Origin of the sequence: Bradyrhizobium algeriense, assembly GCF_003062295.1 — a bacterium.
GTDB lineage: Bacteria > Pseudomonadota > Alphaproteobacteria > Rhizobiales > Xanthobacteraceae > Bradyrhizobium > Bradyrhizobium algeriense.
Window position 1 is genome coordinate 103,680 of sequence record NZ_PYCN01000003.1, and the last position, 16,619, is coordinate 120,298.

At 61.3% G+C, this 16,619-nt stretch carries 17 protein-coding genes and 1 pseudogene; 7 read left to right on the forward strand and 11 right to left on the reverse strand.

The genetic code is table 11. The features are described from left to right. Nucleotides 1-50: 50 nt before the first annotated feature. Complete coding sequence (locus C7G61_RS08090) at nucleotides 51-860, forward strand: MBL fold metallo-hydrolase (protein ID WP_190241725.1); 810 nt, start codon at nucleotides 51-53, stop codon at nucleotides 858-860. Here the strand turns inward: C7G61_RS08090 and C7G61_RS08095 are convergent. Next, complete coding sequence (locus C7G61_RS08095) at nucleotides 844-1,788, reverse strand: SDR family oxidoreductase (RefSeq protein WP_244608241.1); 945 nt, start codon at nucleotides 1,786-1,788, stop codon at nucleotides 844-846. The two genes, C7G61_RS08090 and C7G61_RS08095, sit on opposite strands and share 17 nt — an antisense overlap. A 209-nt stretch (nucleotides 1,789-1,997) precedes the next feature. Between C7G61_RS08095 and C7G61_RS08100 the strand changes: the two are divergent. Continuing rightward, a pseudogene (locus tag C7G61_RS08100) lies at nucleotides 1,998-2,866 on the forward strand (LysR family transcriptional regulator). A 336-nt stretch (nucleotides 2,867-3,202) separates the two neighbouring features. Here C7G61_RS08100 and C7G61_RS08105 read toward each other — a convergent pair. Both C7G61_RS08105 and C7G61_RS08115 read right to left on the reverse strand, forming a co-directional pair. Further along, nucleotides 3,203-4,468, reverse strand: coding sequence for a spondin domain-containing protein (locus C7G61_RS08105; RefSeq protein ID WP_108513590.1), 1,266 nt, complete (start codon nucleotides 4,466-4,468; stop codon nucleotides 3,203-3,205). A gap of 471 nt (nucleotides 4,469-4,939) precedes the next feature. Beyond that, nucleotides 4,940-5,836 (reverse strand): LysR family transcriptional regulator, encoded by an 897-nt coding sequence (locus tag C7G61_RS08115; protein ID WP_108513591.1) that lies wholly within the window; start codon nucleotides 5,834-5,836, stop codon nucleotides 4,940-4,942. A gap of 254 nt (nucleotides 5,837-6,090) precedes the next feature. On the opposite strand from C7G61_RS08115, the gene C7G61_RS08120 reads away from it, so the two are divergent. Further along, nucleotides 6,091-6,825, forward strand: a complete 735-nt coding sequence (locus C7G61_RS08120; RefSeq protein WP_108513592.1) for an SDR family NAD(P)-dependent oxidoreductase — start codon at nucleotides 6,091-6,093, stop codon at nucleotides 6,823-6,825. Between the two features lie 86 nt (nucleotides 6,826-6,911). Then, nucleotides 6,912-7,511, forward strand: coding sequence for an NAD(P)-binding domain-containing protein (locus C7G61_RS08125; protein WP_108513593.1), 600 nt, complete (start codon nucleotides 6,912-6,914; stop codon nucleotides 7,509-7,511). Nucleotides 7,512-7,662: 151 nt separating this feature from the next. Here the strand turns inward: C7G61_RS08125 and C7G61_RS08130 are convergent, their stop codons facing one another. The 4 genes from C7G61_RS08130 to C7G61_RS08145 form a co-directional block, all read right to left on the reverse strand. Further along, nucleotides 7,663-8,283, reverse strand: a complete 621-nt coding sequence (locus C7G61_RS08130; protein ID WP_190241726.1) for a helix-turn-helix domain-containing protein — start codon at nucleotides 8,281-8,283, stop codon at nucleotides 7,663-7,665. Nucleotides 8,284-8,450: 167 nt separating this feature from the next. Beyond that, nucleotides 8,451-8,882, reverse strand: coding sequence for a nuclear transport factor 2 family protein (locus C7G61_RS08135; protein ID WP_190241727.1), 432 nt, complete (start codon nucleotides 8,880-8,882; stop codon nucleotides 8,451-8,453). A 154-nt stretch (nucleotides 8,883-9,036) separates the two neighbouring features. Beyond that, nucleotides 9,037-9,873 (reverse strand): DUF3313 domain-containing protein, encoded by an 837-nt coding sequence (locus tag C7G61_RS08140; RefSeq protein ID WP_244608192.1) that lies wholly within the window; start codon nucleotides 9,871-9,873, stop codon nucleotides 9,037-9,039. 8 nt (nucleotides 9,874-9,881) lie between these two features. Next, complete coding sequence (locus tag C7G61_RS08145; protein WP_244608193.1) at nucleotides 9,882-10,898, reverse strand: alpha/beta hydrolase family protein; 1,017 nt, start codon at nucleotides 10,896-10,898, stop codon at nucleotides 9,882-9,884. A gap of 206 nt (nucleotides 10,899-11,104) precedes the next feature. Between C7G61_RS08145 and C7G61_RS08150 the strand changes: the two genes are divergently transcribed. Further along, nucleotides 11,105-11,707, forward strand: a complete 603-nt coding sequence (locus C7G61_RS08150; protein WP_108514064.1) for a TetR/AcrR family transcriptional regulator — start codon at nucleotides 11,105-11,107, stop codon at nucleotides 11,705-11,707. Between the two features lie 250 nt (nucleotides 11,708-11,957). Here C7G61_RS08150 and C7G61_RS47350 read toward each other — a convergent pair whose 3' ends face one another. Further along, the gene (locus C7G61_RS47350; RefSeq protein ID WP_145963578.1) at nucleotides 11,958-12,383 is read right to left on the reverse strand and encodes a GFA family protein; all 426 of its coding nucleotides are present in this window, start codon (nucleotides 12,381-12,383) and stop codon (nucleotides 11,958-11,960) included. A gap of 398 nt (nucleotides 12,384-12,781) precedes the next feature. Here C7G61_RS47350 and C7G61_RS08160 point away from each other — a divergent pair, with 398 nt between their 5' ends. Both C7G61_RS08160 and C7G61_RS08165 read left to right on the forward strand, forming a co-directional pair. Further along, nucleotides 12,782-13,219, forward strand: coding sequence for a YybH family protein (locus C7G61_RS08160; protein ID WP_108513598.1), 438 nt, complete (start codon nucleotides 12,782-12,784; stop codon nucleotides 13,217-13,219). Between the two features lie 57 nt (nucleotides 13,220-13,276). Next, nucleotides 13,277-13,885, forward strand: coding sequence for a gamma carbonic anhydrase family protein (locus C7G61_RS08165; protein WP_108513599.1), 609 nt, complete (start codon nucleotides 13,277-13,279; stop codon nucleotides 13,883-13,885). A gap of 108 nt (nucleotides 13,886-13,993) precedes the next feature. Here the strand turns inward: C7G61_RS08165 and C7G61_RS08170 are convergent, their stop codons facing one another. The 3 genes from C7G61_RS08170 to C7G61_RS08180 all read right to left on the reverse strand — a co-directional run bounded on the left by C7G61_RS08170 (nucleotide 13,994) and on the right by C7G61_RS08180 (nucleotide 16,576). Next, the gene (locus C7G61_RS08170; RefSeq protein ID WP_108513600.1) at nucleotides 13,994-14,533 is read right to left on the reverse strand and encodes a dihydrofolate reductase family protein; all 540 of its coding nucleotides are present in this window, start codon (nucleotides 14,531-14,533) and stop codon (nucleotides 13,994-13,996) included. A 78-nt stretch (nucleotides 14,534-14,611) separates the two neighbouring features. Beyond that, entirely contained in the window at nucleotides 14,612-15,031 is a 420-nt protein-coding gene (locus C7G61_RS08175; protein ID WP_108513601.1) for a YciI family protein, read from the reverse strand. Nucleotides 15,032-15,706: 675 nt separating this feature from the next. Then, nucleotides 15,707-16,576: an SDR family oxidoreductase gene (locus C7G61_RS08180; RefSeq protein WP_108513602.1), complete on the reverse strand. Its 870-nt coding sequence runs from the start codon at nucleotides 16,574-16,576 to the stop codon at nucleotides 15,707-15,709. Nucleotides 16,577-16,619 lie beyond the last annotated feature (43 nt).

Consider the following 16,619-nt stretch of genomic DNA (forward strand, 5'->3'; position numbering starts at 1 on the left):
GGCTTCGGTGCTGTTTTACAAAAGTGAATCATACGCTTGGCAGGTTGTCCGTGGAATTTCTGTCACAGAGCCCCAATGCCCTGGGCTGCGCTTCGGGATCATGGAAGATTTGGTCACTCTCTGACGGACATGTCGACCTGCCCGCCGAATCCCTCAGATATCCCGACAACAAAACAGGTAGGCAGACCGAACCGCCTCAGCGAGACGATTTGCTGGTTCGATTGTCGGTCAACTGCTTCCTGTTCGATCGCTCTGGCATCGACCGCGTTTTGATTGATTGTGGAGCGGGCGGGAGTTGGGAGCCCTCCATGGGCCACCTCGGGGAGGCGATGGCAGAGGCAGGCATCGACACGTCATCGATCACTGTGGTCGCCCTCACCCATGCTCATGGCGACCACATCAATGGTCTTCTAACGCCTGACGGTCGACGAGCATTTAACAACCTGAGCAAGATCGTGATCGGGGAGGACGCCGTTGAGGGGTTTCTTGCCGAGCCAAAACTAGCGGAGTTTCGTCCACTCCTTGCCCCCATTAACGGAGGAGACCGGCTGGCCGATCATTTGCTGGCGTTGGCAATGCCTGGGCATGCTCCGGGCCATATGGGTTATCTCCTCCGCACTGGCGAGGACGATATCTTGTTCTGCGGCGACCTGATCCACGTTCCTGCTGCACAGTTTGCCCGTCCCGAACTTACCTGGGCCTATGACGATGACGAGTCCATGGCGCGGACGACCCGGATCAGGTTGCTCCAGGACGCGGCGGATGCACATACCTGGCTGGCCGGCGCTCACCTGGGTCGACCAAGCCTCGGTAGAGTAGTTGAGGAAGGGCACGGATATGCGTTTATTCCGGCCGCTTAGCTACTTGGCCCCCTACTCCCACTCGATTGTTCAGAGCTATATTCGCATGCTGGTTTATCAGCCAAACTTTATTTGCCCATCGTGTGATCGCATCTCGGGATATAGGGGCGGGTCCAAAGAAGTGCTCTTGTTGCGAAATGTTCGAAACATAGACGCCCTTCTTGAAGAACAGAAACATCTGAATCAGATCATACCCAAGCTCGGAAAATAGCTTTACCGGGCGTGCGAGCAAGCGGAGAACCAGCCACGGCACCACCCGGACCTTGAGACGTCTCTTCGTAATTTCGGAGACGATATCGGCGATCTCCTGCTGGCTCCTGGGACCATCGCGCCAGCCGACATCGATCGTTTGGTTGTTGATTTCACTACCAGGAAATGTCGCGGCTTTGGCGAGATATGAGGCAAGATCATCCGTCAGCACATAGGACCACCTCGTGGCTTTATCGCCGACCGCCAGGAACCGGCCAGCTTTCACACCCTTCGCAATATGGTCTGAGCTTTGATCGAGAAATGTAGGCGCGCGGACAAATACGTATGGCACCCCGGAAGCCTTGATCAGATCCTCGGCCACTTTCTTGGCATGGAAATGCGGCACTGCTGACGCAGACTCGCAGCTAACGATGCTGAGAAAGACAAATCGGCCAACATTGGCTCTTGCTGCGGCCTCTATAAGATTCTTGTTGCCCTGGAAGTCCGTGTCGAGGCTTCCCTTCATGTAACTGTTGGCCGAGCTGACGACGACGTCCACGCCCTGCAAAGCACGATCCAGTGACCCTGGATCCATCATGTCGCCGCGCACCCATTCGACATCGGCGCTCTCATTTGAGGGCGCGCCTTTACGCGACATCGCAACGACGGCCACATTCGCATCATGCGCCAGGTTGCGGAGAATCTTGGCTCCGAGGAATCCCGTGGCGCCGACGAACAAGACCTTTTTCTTCCCCGTCGCGCTTGAATTTGCGGTCTCGGCAAGTGCCTTCCTATCCGAGGTAGTCGAAGTATGTGGTGATTGGGTCAATTTAAAATCTCCGGTGGATTCATTTGGGTTCTCCATTCGCTGGAGTCCTTGTCCACCATTCCGATTTCGGGATAAATCCGATGGAATTGGAAACATACTTCCATATATGGAGCAATCAGTTGAGCCATTTGAACGACATGGCGCTGTTCGTGGAGGTGGCCAGAGTTTTCGGAAGGCCGCGGAAGCTCTCGGCATGCCAAACTCCACGCTGTCGCGACGTATCAGCGAGCTGGAGAAGGCGATCGGCCTGCGACTGCTGCATCGCACGACGCGCAACATCGAGCTCACCGAAGCCGGCCAGATCTATTATGAACGAAGCAAGCGAATCGTCGACGAGGCACGGCTCGCGCACGAACAGCTCGGCGCGATGGTTGAGCAGCCGAGCGGTGTCCTGCGGGTTTCGCTCCCGGTCGACTTCGCCACGCTTTACCTCATGCCGATCATCGCCGATTTCGCGCGGCACTATCCCGGCATCACGTTCGAATTCGACCTGACCCCACGCCGCGTCGATTTGGTGGCCGAGCCGTTCGATGTGGCGATTCGCATCGGCAAACTGGAAGATTCCAGTCTGATCGCTCGCCTGATCGGGCGGCATTCGCGCCACCTCTATGCGTCTCCTGGCTATATCGAAGCGTCAGGCGAGCTCGCGACACCAGCGGACCTGGCGGAGCATGAATGCATCTGCATGCCGCGGATCCCGACCTGGACTTTGCACCAGGGGATGAACAAGGTCGAGGTCGGCGTTCGCGGCCGCTTCACGCTCAACAGTGTCGGGATGACCCGCGCCCTGGCGGTCAACGACCAGGGCATCGCCCTGCTTGCCGAGAAGATCGTCGCCGAAGATCTTGCCTCTGGCCGCCTCCGGCGTGTCCTGCCCGAATGGCAGGGGTCGTCGGTCAGCATTCACGCCGTCACCGAAACTCGCCTTATTCCAGCCAAGGCCCAGCGCTTCATCGAATTCCTGTCCTCCAGGCTGATGGAAGCTTGAACATGCTGGAGGTTTTCATGGAAGCGCGCGGGAACCGAGATTGTCTTGCCGCTGACGATGGAGCGCCAAGTCTCGTTGCCCTGTCCCTGACCCTTCTGAACGCGCGAAATCGCAGCTTGGTCATATAGCCCGTGGGGCGGGTTAGCGAAAGCGTAACCCGCCGTTCCGCCATTTCGTCCCGGTGAGCCAATACGGTGGATTATGCCTTCGGCTCAGCTATTCCGCTCTACGCGGTTAGCAGCGTCCTGTGGGGTGGGCATGCTTTGCGTGCCCACCCCAGTGAAATGATGCTCCGGCCCATACGGATCGGCATCATGTCGATGCCCAGCCGATATCCTAGGCGAACAGCAAGTGGTCGGCCGAGAGACGACCGAGCGATTCTCCTTGCAGGAAAATGCTGCCGTCGTCGCCGAAGTCGATGACGACGCCGGAATCGCGTTGTGTCGCGTGCGCAAGCACGTCCTCGAAGGTGTCGACGCCCTCGACATTGAGTGCGATCTGGTCGTCCTTGCCGAACCCCGCGATCTGGTCGTTGCCGTCGCCGCCCTGAAATAGGAACGTGTCGGCGCCCGCGCCGCCCGCTATCCAGTCGTCGCCCTCGCCGCCGGCAATCAGGTCGTCGCCCGGGCCGCCGAGGATCTTGTCATCGCCCGCGCCACCATTGAGCTGGTCGTCACCCCGGCCGCCAAAAATCTTGTCATCGCCGGTGCCGCCATCGACAACATCCCAGCCAGCACCACCAAACACCGTGTCGTCACCACCGCCCGCCGTGACAAGGTCATCGTCTCCGCGGCCGATGATCAGATCGCGGTCGTCCGTTCCTTCCCGAACGCGAACCGTGTTGATGTGGACTTCAGCCAGCTGGGCGCCGGGACGGGTGAAGTCGGCCGCGACCGGATCAATGAACTCGCCGGCGTCATTGACGCCGCCGAGGATGATCTGGTCGCCTTCGCCGACCGGGTTGCCCAGAGAGCCGTTGAATCCGGGATGGAGGTGAACGACACCGAACTCGTCCTCGCCGGTGTCGGGCGCCATCTGGTTGATGAAGGCCGCGTCAAGTTCGGTGTTTACTTCGGTGCCGGCGTCGTATGCATCTGTGCCCGCGAATGTGATGGTCGTCTCGCCGAGGAAGCGACCCTGGGCGTCGAACAGCCGCAACGCCTCATCCGTGCCGATGAACGCATCGTTCGACGGGATAATCATCGATCCGAAACTGGCGAAGGGATTGGAGGCACCGTCGACGTCGAGGATGGCCGAGGTGGTCTCCTGCGTCGCGATCGGGCCGGCGGCGCCGGGGACAACCAAACCCTGTCCGTCGGCATCGGCGGCGACGAGCTCGGTGCCAAGTATCGTGGCGGCGCCGTCCTCGGCCAATTGCTCGAGCCCCGCCGAAGCCGCTTCCCCGACGTTGAACAGATCGAAGCTTCCATCGTGGAAACCGAGCCAGGCCGGCGTCAAAAATGTGCCGCCGCTCTCGGAGGTATTTTTGATTGTGACCCTGAGATCAGTCATGGACGCCTCCCCTTGACTGTGGGGCCCCCAGAGGATCACCGCATTAGTCAGCGCCTTCGATCGGATCAAATGACAATAGCTCACGTCCATTCACAATGGTGTTGCGGCATACAACCTGACTGACCTATCGCAATGCGTGCCATGATCAGCGGGATGCCACAGCAGCCGGCGTGGCGACGATCTTTGCGCTTACACCTCAGGGGCAGTCTGAGTTTCGGCCGCGGCCTCATTTCTGGCGATAAAACAGCGCCCGCCCCACCGGGATGAGTTGGAGCAGGATATCGTAGCCGCCGACATTCGCGGTCAATATACCAGGCGAGTTTCTGCGCCTGAAGGAACAGCACGCAGTCCGAAAGCGCGCGCAGTTGGAAGCATCTCTCTGATTCAAGATTCAAACAGCGGGATGGTATGGGTCCGCATTCTCGCGGCACAGCTTGACACGATTTCGGAAAATCAGAATGGATTTGCCCGCGAGGCCAGTTTGTGAGGCGGCATTAGGTCACCGTTGCAGTTTCGTGCACTGTCACCGTAATTCCAGCGCCATCGGCTACCTGCCGCGCGTCAGTCGCGCAATATGGACAGCCCCGCGAGAAGCGGAGCGTACGCGGCGAGCCTGCGGGATACGAACTCCGTGAAGAGCCGCACGCGCTTCGTCTTGCGCGTCTCCCCCTGTGTGAGAAGCCAGAGCGTTCCGTACATGTGCAGGTCGGTGCCCGGCACCCTCACCAGCAGGGGGTCGGCATCTCCGACGAAGCACGGCAGTGTCGTGATCCCGAGCCCTTGCCGTACAGCAACGATCTGCGCCTCGGCGTCCGTGATCCTGAATGGAACCCCCGTGGTGCGAACGTCACCCTCGCTGGCCCAGTCTGGGATGCCATGAATGCTTATGACGATCCACCGGATGGGATCAGGCGCGCCTGCACGCCACGCGGCTAGTCGATCGCGGGACATGTAGACGGCTCCGAACAGCTCCGGTCCCTTCAGGCCGTGAAGATTGAGCGGCAGGGTTTTGCGGTCGTAGACGACGCGGATCGCCACGTCGGCCTCTCGGTTGGTCAGATTTGCCAGCTCGCCGGACGACAGGATTTCCATCTCGATGTCCGGATGCAGACGCGCGAAATCGGCGAAGTCCGGCATGAGCAGGTGTGTCGCGAGGGGCGGCGCCAGCGTCACCCGCAGACGCCCGCGCACGCTCTGGTCGCGGCCGAAGACGCGCGTCTCGAGCTGGTGCGACGACGCTTCCATCTGGTCCGCGAACTCGAGGACCTCCTCGCCCGCAGCCGTCAGGCGGTAGCCCGAAGGCAGCTTTTCGAACATGTGCACACCGAGGCGTTCCTCGAGCTGGGCGATGCGTCGCAGCACGGTCGCGTGGTTCACACCGAGGCGCTCGGCGGCAGCCCGCACCGAGCCTCCTCGCGCGACGGCGAGAAAGTAGCGAACGTCATCCCAGTCGATCATGGTGCAATCCCGCACCGCGCGGTGCGCCTTTCCAAAGCCCGTATCTCACACATCGAACAGCACTACGGGCTGTCGTCATAGCCTATGTCGACGAGCGCGGTCCAATTCCGGACGGCGGGCGTCCTCGTCCAGCCGGATCGATTTCGCACCACCGATGTGCGCGCTTCCGCACTCAACGCCTGACTCCGGCGGGCCTATGTCGAGGTTCTCGGGGGCATCCCCGAACGACCAAAGACGGAGTCTGAAAGGAAGTCATGGGAAAGCTTGAGGGTAAGATTGCAGTCATCACGGGTGGATCGAGCGGCATGGCGCTGGCGAGCGCCAGGCGGTTCGTTGAAGAAGGCGCCTATGTTTTCATCACGGGCCGGAGACAGGAGGCGCTGGACGAGGCCGTCAAGCTGATCGGCCGGAACGTGACCGGCGTGCGCGGCGACGCGTCCAATCTCGACGACCTCGACCGCCTGTTCGATACGGTCAAGCGGGAAAAGGGCAGGATCGACGTCCTGTATGCGAGCGCCGGCGTGGGCGAAGGCGTCCTGCTGGGCGAGATTACCGAGCAGCACTTCGATGCGGCCTTCAACCTGAATGCGCGCGGCACGCTATTTACGGTCCAGAAGGCGTTGCCGCTGTTCAACGATGGCGGATCGATCTTCATGACCGGGTCAGTTGCTTCGATCAAAGGTTTTCCTGGTTACAGCGTTTATGCGGCGAGCAAGGCGACGCTGCACGCATTCGCACGCGGTTGGCTCAACGAGCTGAAGGGCAGGAATATCCGGGTGAACGTGCTGCACCCGGGGCCGATCGCCACACCGATGCAGGACCAGGTTCTCACCGAGGAGGCGAAGCAGATGTTCGAATCCCTGATCCCGCGGGGAAAGATGGGTCGTTCTGAGGAAATTGCGGCGGTCGCGCTGTTTCTCGCTTCAGACGATTCGAGCTTCGTGAATGGGGTGGAGTTGTCTGTCGACGGCGGCTTCTCGGCCATCTGAATTCGCGCCGGATCGCCGGAAGTGGCTGATCGGCAGGTGCCGTTGAAGGCCAGGAAATCAATATCAACAAGGATCGGAGAACCATTATGAGCTACGCGATTGTAGGATTCGGTAAGATAGGCCAGGCCCTCGCCCACGCCTTCGCCCGTAAAAACATCGAGGTGACCGTCGCGAGCCGCCGGCCGCCCGAGGCATTGGCCCCGCAGGCTCGGGCAATCGGACCCACGGTCGTCGCCAAGTCGCTGCGGGATGCGCTCGAGGCCAACACGATCATCTTGGCGGTCCCGTTCGGGGAGCATCGCGAGGTTGCGAAGGCTCTCCCGAGCTGGGAAGGCAAGACAGTGATCGACGCGATGAATGCGTTTCCAGTCCCTGAAGAGCTGGACGGACTACCGTCCTCCGCCTTCGTCGCGAAGGCGTTCACCGGCGCCAAGCTCGTGAAAGGTTTCAATCACCTGGTTGCGGCCACCCTGGCTGCCGATCCGATCGTCGAGGGCGGGCACCGGGTCGTCTTTCTGTCGAGCGACGACGAGGACGCGATCGCTCCCGTGGCGGCCTTGGCCAAACAACTCGGGTTCGCACCCGTCAAGCTGGGAAAGCTCAACGAGGGTGGCGCGCTGGTGCACGCACGCGGCCGCACTTGGGGCCAGCTCATCTTCCAGGATTTGTTCAAGAAGGAGCAGTAATCGATCTACGACCGTGTGATCGACGCCGAGAACTGGTCGCGCGCGCCAACTTCTTCGAGCAGCGCGCGACCGAATATTTGAAGGCCACAAAGTCGCGAAGGTTGGGGTGGGCCTGACAGCGTATGGGCGCCGTTCGAAGAGCGGGGAGCTGTCATCGTAATTCCCGTTCCCGGTCGTCGAGCCCCGCGATCGCCGCGCTGGGTGACAGCCCGAACATGCTGCTGAATACGCGCGAAAGATGGGCGGTATCGGCGAAACCGGCATCCATCGCTGCCGTCCGCACCAGCTCGCGCTCGGCCATTCTCACCGCAGCATGCTGCAGCGCCGACCACAGCTTGAACCGGCGAAATGTCAGCCCCGTCGCCGCCTTGAAGCAGCGCAGCGCCCGCGTCCGCTCCATGCCGAGGTATCGTACCAGTTCGTCTTGCGACACACGCCGCATTGGATCGGCCTGCATCGCCCGTACGATCTCCACCACCTTCGCCGGAAACGGATTGGTCGCGAACGCGAGCCTTTCCCGCAATTCCTCTGTCGCGCAGGGATCGCCACCAATTGATCGGCGCGCCAGCCGTTCCAGATTGCCTTTCAGCGCGACGGCCAGCAGAGCCTCGAACGGAAATGTCAGTCCGTTGAGGTAGACGACATCAGCACCTCGCCCAGCGAGCCGAACACTGTGCACGATCCCCGGCCGGACGAGCAGGACGTCACCCGTGACGCTCACGCCTGCATGCTCGACCGTGATCGGCCCCGCCCGCCCCGCCAGCACGGCCATGACAACATTCGGATGCGCCCCGAGACGCGTGACCGGGATGGGCAATATCGTGCTGGTGAAGGGCGTTTCCACAAACGGCATGGTTCCCTACTATCGGCAACTTTGTCGTTTGGCGCAAATCCCTCAGGCGGCACGATATGGCCGGCGTCGGACGCATCCAGCGCTTCCTAGCGCTGGATCCCGGCCCGGGCGAAAGCGGCCTGCGCTTCACCACCGTTCATGTAGACATCCTTGCGCGCCACCTCGCCGCGGGAATTGACCGTCACGACATCGAGCATCTCGACCTTGGCCGTGAACGGCGCGCCGCCCGGCTCCTTGAGCGCAAGGACCATTGTCCATTCGAAGACCCAGTGATCGTCGCCGTAAAGTCTGCGGCCCATATCGAGCGAAAAGTCGAACTTTTCGAACGTATCAATGCAGCGCTGCCGCAAGGCCTCCCGCCCGTGGACGGCGTCGGACCCGTCATGGATATGGAAGACCGTGTCTTCCGAATGGAGCGAGGCGATCAGGTCCGGGCTCTTGGTCTCCCAGCCGACATGATAGCGTTCGAACACATCGCGAAGCGGAGTTGCGTGTTTTGCAAGTGCTGTGGCTGTCATTGGTTTTCCTCCCTTTGGTGGGAAGAAAACTAGCGCGTGTGCGAGTTTTCGCGTTGAACAAACGTGCGACCGCTTCCGGTCATTCAGTCCGTAAGGCGGGTTAAAAGCGTAACCCGCCGCATGATCGACGGCGGTACGCGCCATGCTGCATGGCTTAATCGGTAACCGGCGCTTCCGACACGGCGTTCGCCGACGCACCCCGGTCGGTCCAATCCGGCGGCAGCCCGATCCTCTCGCCGATCATGCCGGGCAGTCCCGGCGCGCGCCCGAATGCTTCACAAATCGCCTGTTTCGGCGCTCCGCCGAGCGAGGCCTTCAAGCTATCGATTGATGGTGGCGCGGAGACCTTCCCGAACGGACTCTCGCCGGTAACCAGCAATTTCCCGAAATCGTCTCCGAAAGCGCTGGCGAGATCATAGGCATCCCCGTCGCTCGATACGCGCGGAGCGCTGGTGAAGGAATTCGCTCCGCGCGCCCAGATCATGGCAGCCTTTTGGCTGCCGCTGCGATCGCGGGCCTCGGCCTCTACGGACAGGCTCCCGAGTCCGATCGGAAGCCGCGGCACAGGGATCGGCACACCGGGAGCAACGACGGACGGTACAACGCTCGCGACCTTGGAGACGCCGGCGGCCGTCGCATCGGTCGGCGCAATGTGGGTAATGACCGCGCGGACACTCAAGTCCGCCGCTTCCGTCGGTGCTACAATTCGGAAGCGCTCGCTCAGCGCAGAACACATCGCTCTGTTGACCGCATTCTTGATCAGGCTGCGCTGCTTGTCCGAGAACGGCTCTCTTGCAGCGGCGACCGTGAATGCGGTCGGCTCGATCCGCAGAGTCTTCGCTCCGAGGACATCGGCTTTGCTAACGCTAACCTGCGACTTTGTCAGGAGCCCATCGGACGGCGTCAGATTGTCGTAGGAGGCTAACGACCCGGACCGCTCCAGCGGCGCGGTCGCGCAACCAGCAGCCATCAAGCTTAGCGGCGCTACCACGACCCATCTCATGGCGCGGCAACGAGGCCAACCGCCGATCCCTGGACCGTGCGCCGGGAACGCGCGACCGGAACAGGAGAAAGCGCGGTACCGGGCGCTGATGCCAGGATTGGCTGCCATGTCGCATTCCAGCGCGTCAACGTCGTACCGTTACTGTCGAAGGCGAGGTCGAGGAAAGCCAGAGTGAGTTCCGCCGTGGCGGCCTTCACTTTCGGGTTCAGAGCCGGACCGCCTGTGAACGAGCGATCGGTAAAGATGCTGTGCGAGCCGCCCTCAAACACGGCAAGCAGCTTGCGCGGTGTGGCAATGGCGTTGAAGACGGCTAACCGATCGGCAGCAGGCGAGTGGTATCCGGGAATTTCGATGACGTCGTTGGTCGCAGTCACATGCAGGTTCGGAACCGTGATCTTGCTCAGCACCGAGGCAAGATCGGACTCGCCGTAGAACGGCGGCGCAGAGATCATTATCGCCGCCGCAAAGCGCGGGTCGCGGGCCTCAACCCACTGCCCTTCGCGCATCACGCGCGCGCCGACCGCAAGAAGCGCCGTGTTTGCGCCATACGAATGGCCGGCCGCCACGATACGCCGACGGTCGATCTGGGCGCCGTAAGAGCCGGCACCACCAGACAGCATGCGGTCGAGGGCGAAGCGCAGATCCCAGGCCCGCGCAAGCGCCTCGCTCTCGTGAGCCGCTCGCTGCAAACGGTCTACGACGGTAAGAGGATTGCCCACCCAGAGCGACGAGTCGCTGCCGGCATGCTGAACATGCAGACTGGCAATGCCGCGCGCAGCCCAATACTTGCCCAGATAGCTGTATCCCCGGCGGGAGCCGCCCATGCCATGGGAGAACACGATGAGCGGCACGCGCGAACCCGGCGCGACACTCGTGGGCCAATGCAGGCGCGCCGGAACGGCCCGCGAACGCGCGGAGTCGATCCAGTTGAAATCAATGACGGAGGGCGCGGCGGACTGCGCTCGCGCTGGATCTATGGGAATCGCGGTCGTGATGGCGATGGCGAGCAGCATGGCACCGAGGCGCCGTCGCGTCATGTTGACCGATACGATTGCGTCGCCCCGGCCGCCCGCGAGAGCGGATTGAACATGCCGCGAGGGAGTATCGCCGCCCACCCTGCCCTTCATAAACACACCTTGAACACAATTCGCACTGGGTGTAATATTATATTGCACTGAGTGTAATTTTGCAAAATCACAAATTCGTGTCAGAACTGGTCATGGAAAGTTCGGCCCCCAAGGAGGAACGTCCACGCGAGCGGAAGCGGCGCGAGACGCTGCATCGTATCGCCGAGCAAGGCCTGAAACTGTTTTTGACCCGCGGCTATGAGGCCACCACGCTCGACGCGATCGCGGAGGCAGCGGGGATCTCGCGGCGAACGTTCTTCTACTATTTCAAATCCAAGGAAGAGATTCTGCTGGCGTGGCAGGACGGCGGTTTCACCGAGACCCTGCGCGCCGCCGTACTGGAGCAATCGACCAAACAGTCACCACTCAACGCCGTGAAGAACGCCTTGTTGGAGCTGACGATCCGCTTTCAGTTCGATTACAAGCAAACCCGGGTGATCGAACGCCTGATGTGTGCGAACGAGTCGCTTCGCATACGACACCAGGCGAGATATGTAGAGAAGGAGCAAGCGGTATTCGACGCGCTCTGCCAGATGTGGCCGCAGCCCAAGCGGCAGCCTGCGCTGCGCATTGTCGCCATGATGTCGATCGGAGCGCTTCGTCTTGCGATCGACAACTGGAACCGCGACCAGGGGAAGCGACCTATCGCCACTTATCTAAAAGAGGCGTTCGCCGACCTGAAGTCGGAGATTTGAAACGGCGCCTGCGATGAGCGGAGCGATCGTCACCGAACTGGTCATATCGGGAAAATCCTGGCAGCGGGTGGTGGCTATCCCAAAGCAGACCGACCTATTGCACGTCATTCTATGCTGCGGCACTACGCGATACCAATGGCACTGTCACCGTAATTCCCATAGCAGCCCTTGCCGGGGCGCCAGTAGATTGCTTGTGGGCAGGAATGGAACGCAGCTTTGCGGCACAGCCTTCGGCTCGTTTAGTGCACTGTTATCGCAATTCCGAACGTCGATCCGGATGCGTGAGGTGCCCATCAGCAAATGAGGGCAGTCCATCATCGATGTGAAACCACGAGAGCGCGCTGCCCAACCATTGGTGCGCCCTCGGCCTCACGCTCTCTGGCTCGTCGAGACTGCCATGGCTGACAGAGACGTATGGACCTCGGTCTTCGACAAAATAGAGCTGTGTTCCGCAAATGCTGCAAAAATGGTTTGCCCCTACTCCGGAGCTCCTGAAAGACGCTGGCGCGCCCTTGATCAGCTCAAACTCACCCTTAGGGACGACAACCGAGAGCGACACCGGCGCGCCGCAGCGGCGGCGGCATTTCGCGCAGTGACAATAGACAACGTCGAAGATGCTGTGGATGCGGTACCGAATGGCATCGCATAAGCATCCACCTTCATGACGGTCAGGCATCGTCGCCACCTGCGTTCATGCAATTTAGTGCACCGTAATTCCGTAATTCGCAGGCGATCGCCTGTCCCTCGAACGAGAACCGCTCCAGTAAGGTCCATCGTACCGTCATCGCTGTGCCTCCGGGTCTAGAAGTCGCGAAGTTCCTGTGGCTTTGGTTCACGCCCAAGTGTCGAAGCATCAACGCTCCGCGCGACGGCCGGTTGCGCAATCGAAATCGGCCCGGCCAAATGGGGAACGGGGCTGTGCTGGCGCCGTTTAGAGAATATGCCGCCGTCGCATGCCTAGTGAACGTCGTTATCGCGGCCGGAGGACACGGCAAGCTCTGCACCAAGCGCGGCGACCACGTCGTGGCGTTTGCGCTTCACCACGAATGATTTTCCAGCGCAAAGGAGGACACATTGGTTTCAGTAGGGTCAGAGATCGAAGTCCTTCTGGATAGGCGGGTTCAGGCGTGTCGGGCAAAAGACATTGATCGACTCATGTCACTTTATTCCCCCAGCATCGTCTATTTCGATGTTGTTCCCCCTCTCCGCCTCACCGGTTCCGACGCAGTTCGGGACAATTTCGTGCGGTGGTTCAATGAATACGACGGCCCTATCGGCTTGGAAACACATGACTTGAATATCGCGGCCAGCGGGGACGTTGCGTTTGCGCATATGCTTCACCTGGACAAAGGGAACGCAAACTTGTCCGAGCAGCAGAGCAAGCGTGGGTTCTGGCTCCGTTCGACCGTTTGCTGCCAGCGATCCAATAACGAGTGGTTGATTACGCACGAACATATCTCCCTGCCCGTCGATTTCAGGACCGGGGCCGTACTTATGGACCTTGTCCCCTGACGCCACCCTTCTGAACGCACGAAATCGCAGCTCGGTCTTTGTCCAGAGGCGCTGCTCATGCTGATTGAACATCAAGGCAAACGACCCGCCATCGACCCGAGCGCACATATTGCGCCGACAGCGGTGATTTGCGGCGACGTGACGATCGGCCCGCGCACGCACGTTTCCTACGGCGCGGTGATCGAGGCGCACGGCGCGCCGGTGCGCATCGGCGCGCAGTGCGTCATTCGCGAGAACCTCAACATCCGAAGCACGAGCCGGAACGCAGTAGAGATCGGCGACCACGTCCTGATCGGGCCGCATTCGTCGCTCAAGGGCTGTGTCATCGAGGACGAGTGTTTCCTGGCGACGGGCGTCAGGATCTTCCAGGGCGCGCGCGTCGCTCGGCGCACGGAGGTCCGCATCGACGGCGTCGTTCACGTGCGCAGCGTCCTGCCGCCCCACTCGCTCGTCCCGATCAAGTGGGTGGCGGTCGGCGATCCCGCCCAGCTCTTCCCGCCCGACAAGCACGAGGAGATCGACGCGATCTTGAGCCAAATGAACTTCCCCGAAGAGGTTTACGGGCTCGAGCGTCAGTCCGGCGACGGCGTCGATATGGACATGAAGGAGCTCACCCGGCGCGTGACGAGCGGGCTCGCCGATCACCGCGATGACGAAGCGCTCTAGCGCCATTACCGCAACGCGGTTACGCAAGCGGTGCAGGACTGGCCGAGGAAGCTCACGTCAAAGGGATAGAAGTCCGCGGTCATGCCGTCGGTCGGGCGAGTCCTGTCATCAAGCAGAAACGTACGTCAACCTGATCACGTCCTCGCCAATTCGATCGCTGGCCACAAGGCGAAGCGGCGGCCGGGGGCCGGCGAAGAATGGTTTGCCGCGACCCAACACGACGGGGTGGAGGTAGAGTTGATACTCATCAATAAGACCAAGATCGGTCAGGCTTCGCGCCAGGTCTGGTCCGGCGACGTCGATCTCCCCAACTCGCTCAGCCTTCAGCCCCCGTATCACCGCCTCAAGGTCATCCCCGACAAGCGTGGCGTTGGGGCCGACTGACTGCAGGGAGCGCGACACGACCCACTTCGGTTGGTTCCGCCACGCCGCTGCGAAGTCATATTGCGCGGCGTCCCACTCAGGGTGGTCTTCGTCCCAATAACGCATCACCTCGTACATGCGGCGACCGTACACGCTGCCCGCCAGGTTGCGCACTTGCTCGATGAAGTGACGAAAGAGCGCGGGACTTGGCGGCGCAAATTCCGGATGGTCATGGTCGACGTAGCCGTCCAGAGACTGGTTCATTCCAAATACGATCTTCGCCATAGCGATTTCCCTGCTTTCCAGAAGAAACGGAATCTCACGGCCAACCGAGACGGATGGCGGCCGATCCATCCGGCGGCATCAGGCGACGCCGAGCTTCCCGCGCTCGCCTTCACGAGGCGTCGAGAGCTCCTCGGGCGTCAGATACTCAGCCAGATCCGCCGCCTCGTAGAACGGGCGGATCTCGACCCCGCTCGGGCCTAACATGGGATTGCGCTTCGCCCAGGCCACGGCCTCGTCCATGTCCTTGACCTGCCAGATCATGAAGCCGGCGACCAACTCGTGGGTCTCGGCGAACGGCCCGTCGATGACCTTGCTGCTCGAACCATCGGAGGTGATGCGCTTGGCCTGGGCGTTGTTTTGGAGGCCGGCGCCGGCCACCATGATCCCGGCCTCGACCAGCTCCTCGGTGAACTGATCCATCGCCGCGAACGCCTCTTTCGTGGGGGGCGCGCTTTTTTCGCTGCCGTCAGCGGCTTTTCCGAACACCATAACCCGCATCGTCTGTCTCCCTGTGGCGGTCCAAACCTGAGGACGAGCCAGATCGACAAGATCCGACAGCTCGCGATGATTTTTTTGGCGCGTGCCCTTCTGTCGTCGCCGCCGGCCCTCGACCTTCCGAAAGGCCCTGCCAGAGTCAGGCCCTTTCGGCCCGGGCCCACTTGCCCCTACTCCCACTCAATCGTCCCCGGCGGCTTGCTCGTCCGTGAACGCAATGCGGTTCTTCTGATTCAACTGTCAAACAGCATGGGTACGAACCCACGTTCTCGCGGCACGAAATGCCCGAGCTATTGTTTTGATTTTGCCCTCTCGAAAGACAGAGGGCGCAGGGAAGACCGGGTGCTTGCTGCACCCGCGGTCTCGCGTGCGATCTGCGTAAACTCGATGGGGCCAGCTCCGTCATTGCGAGCCACCCGGTCGGCGCGAAGCGCCGCCGGATGACAGGCTCCGCGAAGCGATCCACAACGTCCATTGCCGGGGCGGCCATGATTGCTTGGAAGGCGGGACGCCTCCTAAGAGGCAGTCCCTTTGGTTGATGTTCCATGGTGATGGTCAGAGCCGGCCCTCCGCGAACAGCTCGCGTGTGCGCCTCAGCGTGGACAGCAAGGCGGCATCCGCGGTCGAATAGATCATGATGATGTTCCTTCTCGTGAAATGTTGAGTGTCGCTCGGCCGTTAAGCCGAGGCCGCGATCTCGGTCGCGAAGTTGCGATAGGAGTGCAGCGGGCGGCCCAGGATCTTGGTCAGACGCTCGACGTCGCCGACCTCCGGGATCATGCCGTCGCTGACATAGCGCTCGGCCATCAGGCGCATTTCATAGGCCATCCACTTCGGCAGGAAGTTCGCCAGATTCTGCTCGAACCCGGTGGGATCATCGCCGCCATAGGCAACCGGACGGCCCAGGACGTCGGACCAGATCGCGGCCACGTCCGAACCAGTCAGCGTATCGGGGCCGACCAGATTGATGGTTTCGATCGGCAGCTTGCCCGAAGCCTGCTCGCGACGGATCAACTCGATCGCTGCGACCTCGGCAATGTCGCGGGCGTCGACCATGGCGATACCCTTGCTACCGATCGGCATCGGATAGACGCCGTGGTTGAAGATGACGTCCTTGATCATGAGTTCATTGTCGATGAAGTAGGCCGGACGCAGGATCGTGGCGCCAAAACCCATCCGTTCGATCATCCGCTCGGCGCCGGACTTCACCGCGAAGTGCGGCACGTTCACGAAGTGATCGCTGTGGATCACCGACAGATAGACGACCCGCTCGACGCCTGACTCCCGAGCAATGTTCAGGGCGATGAGCGCCTGGGTGAATTCGTCTCCCGCCACCGCATTGAGCAGAAACAGCGTGTTCACGCCGGTGAACGCGGTGCGCAGCGCGTCGATATCGAGCAGGTCGCCTTGCACGACCTCCACACTGGCCGGAAAGCTGGCCTTCGAGGTATCGCGGACGAGGACGCGCACGTCGGCGCCGCGCTTGACGAGTTGCTGGACGACTTGGCGGCCGACACGGCCGGTGGCGCCGGTAACGAGGATGGTCATGGGGATCACTCCGGTTTGGGGTCAAAAGACACCCTGTAAATGA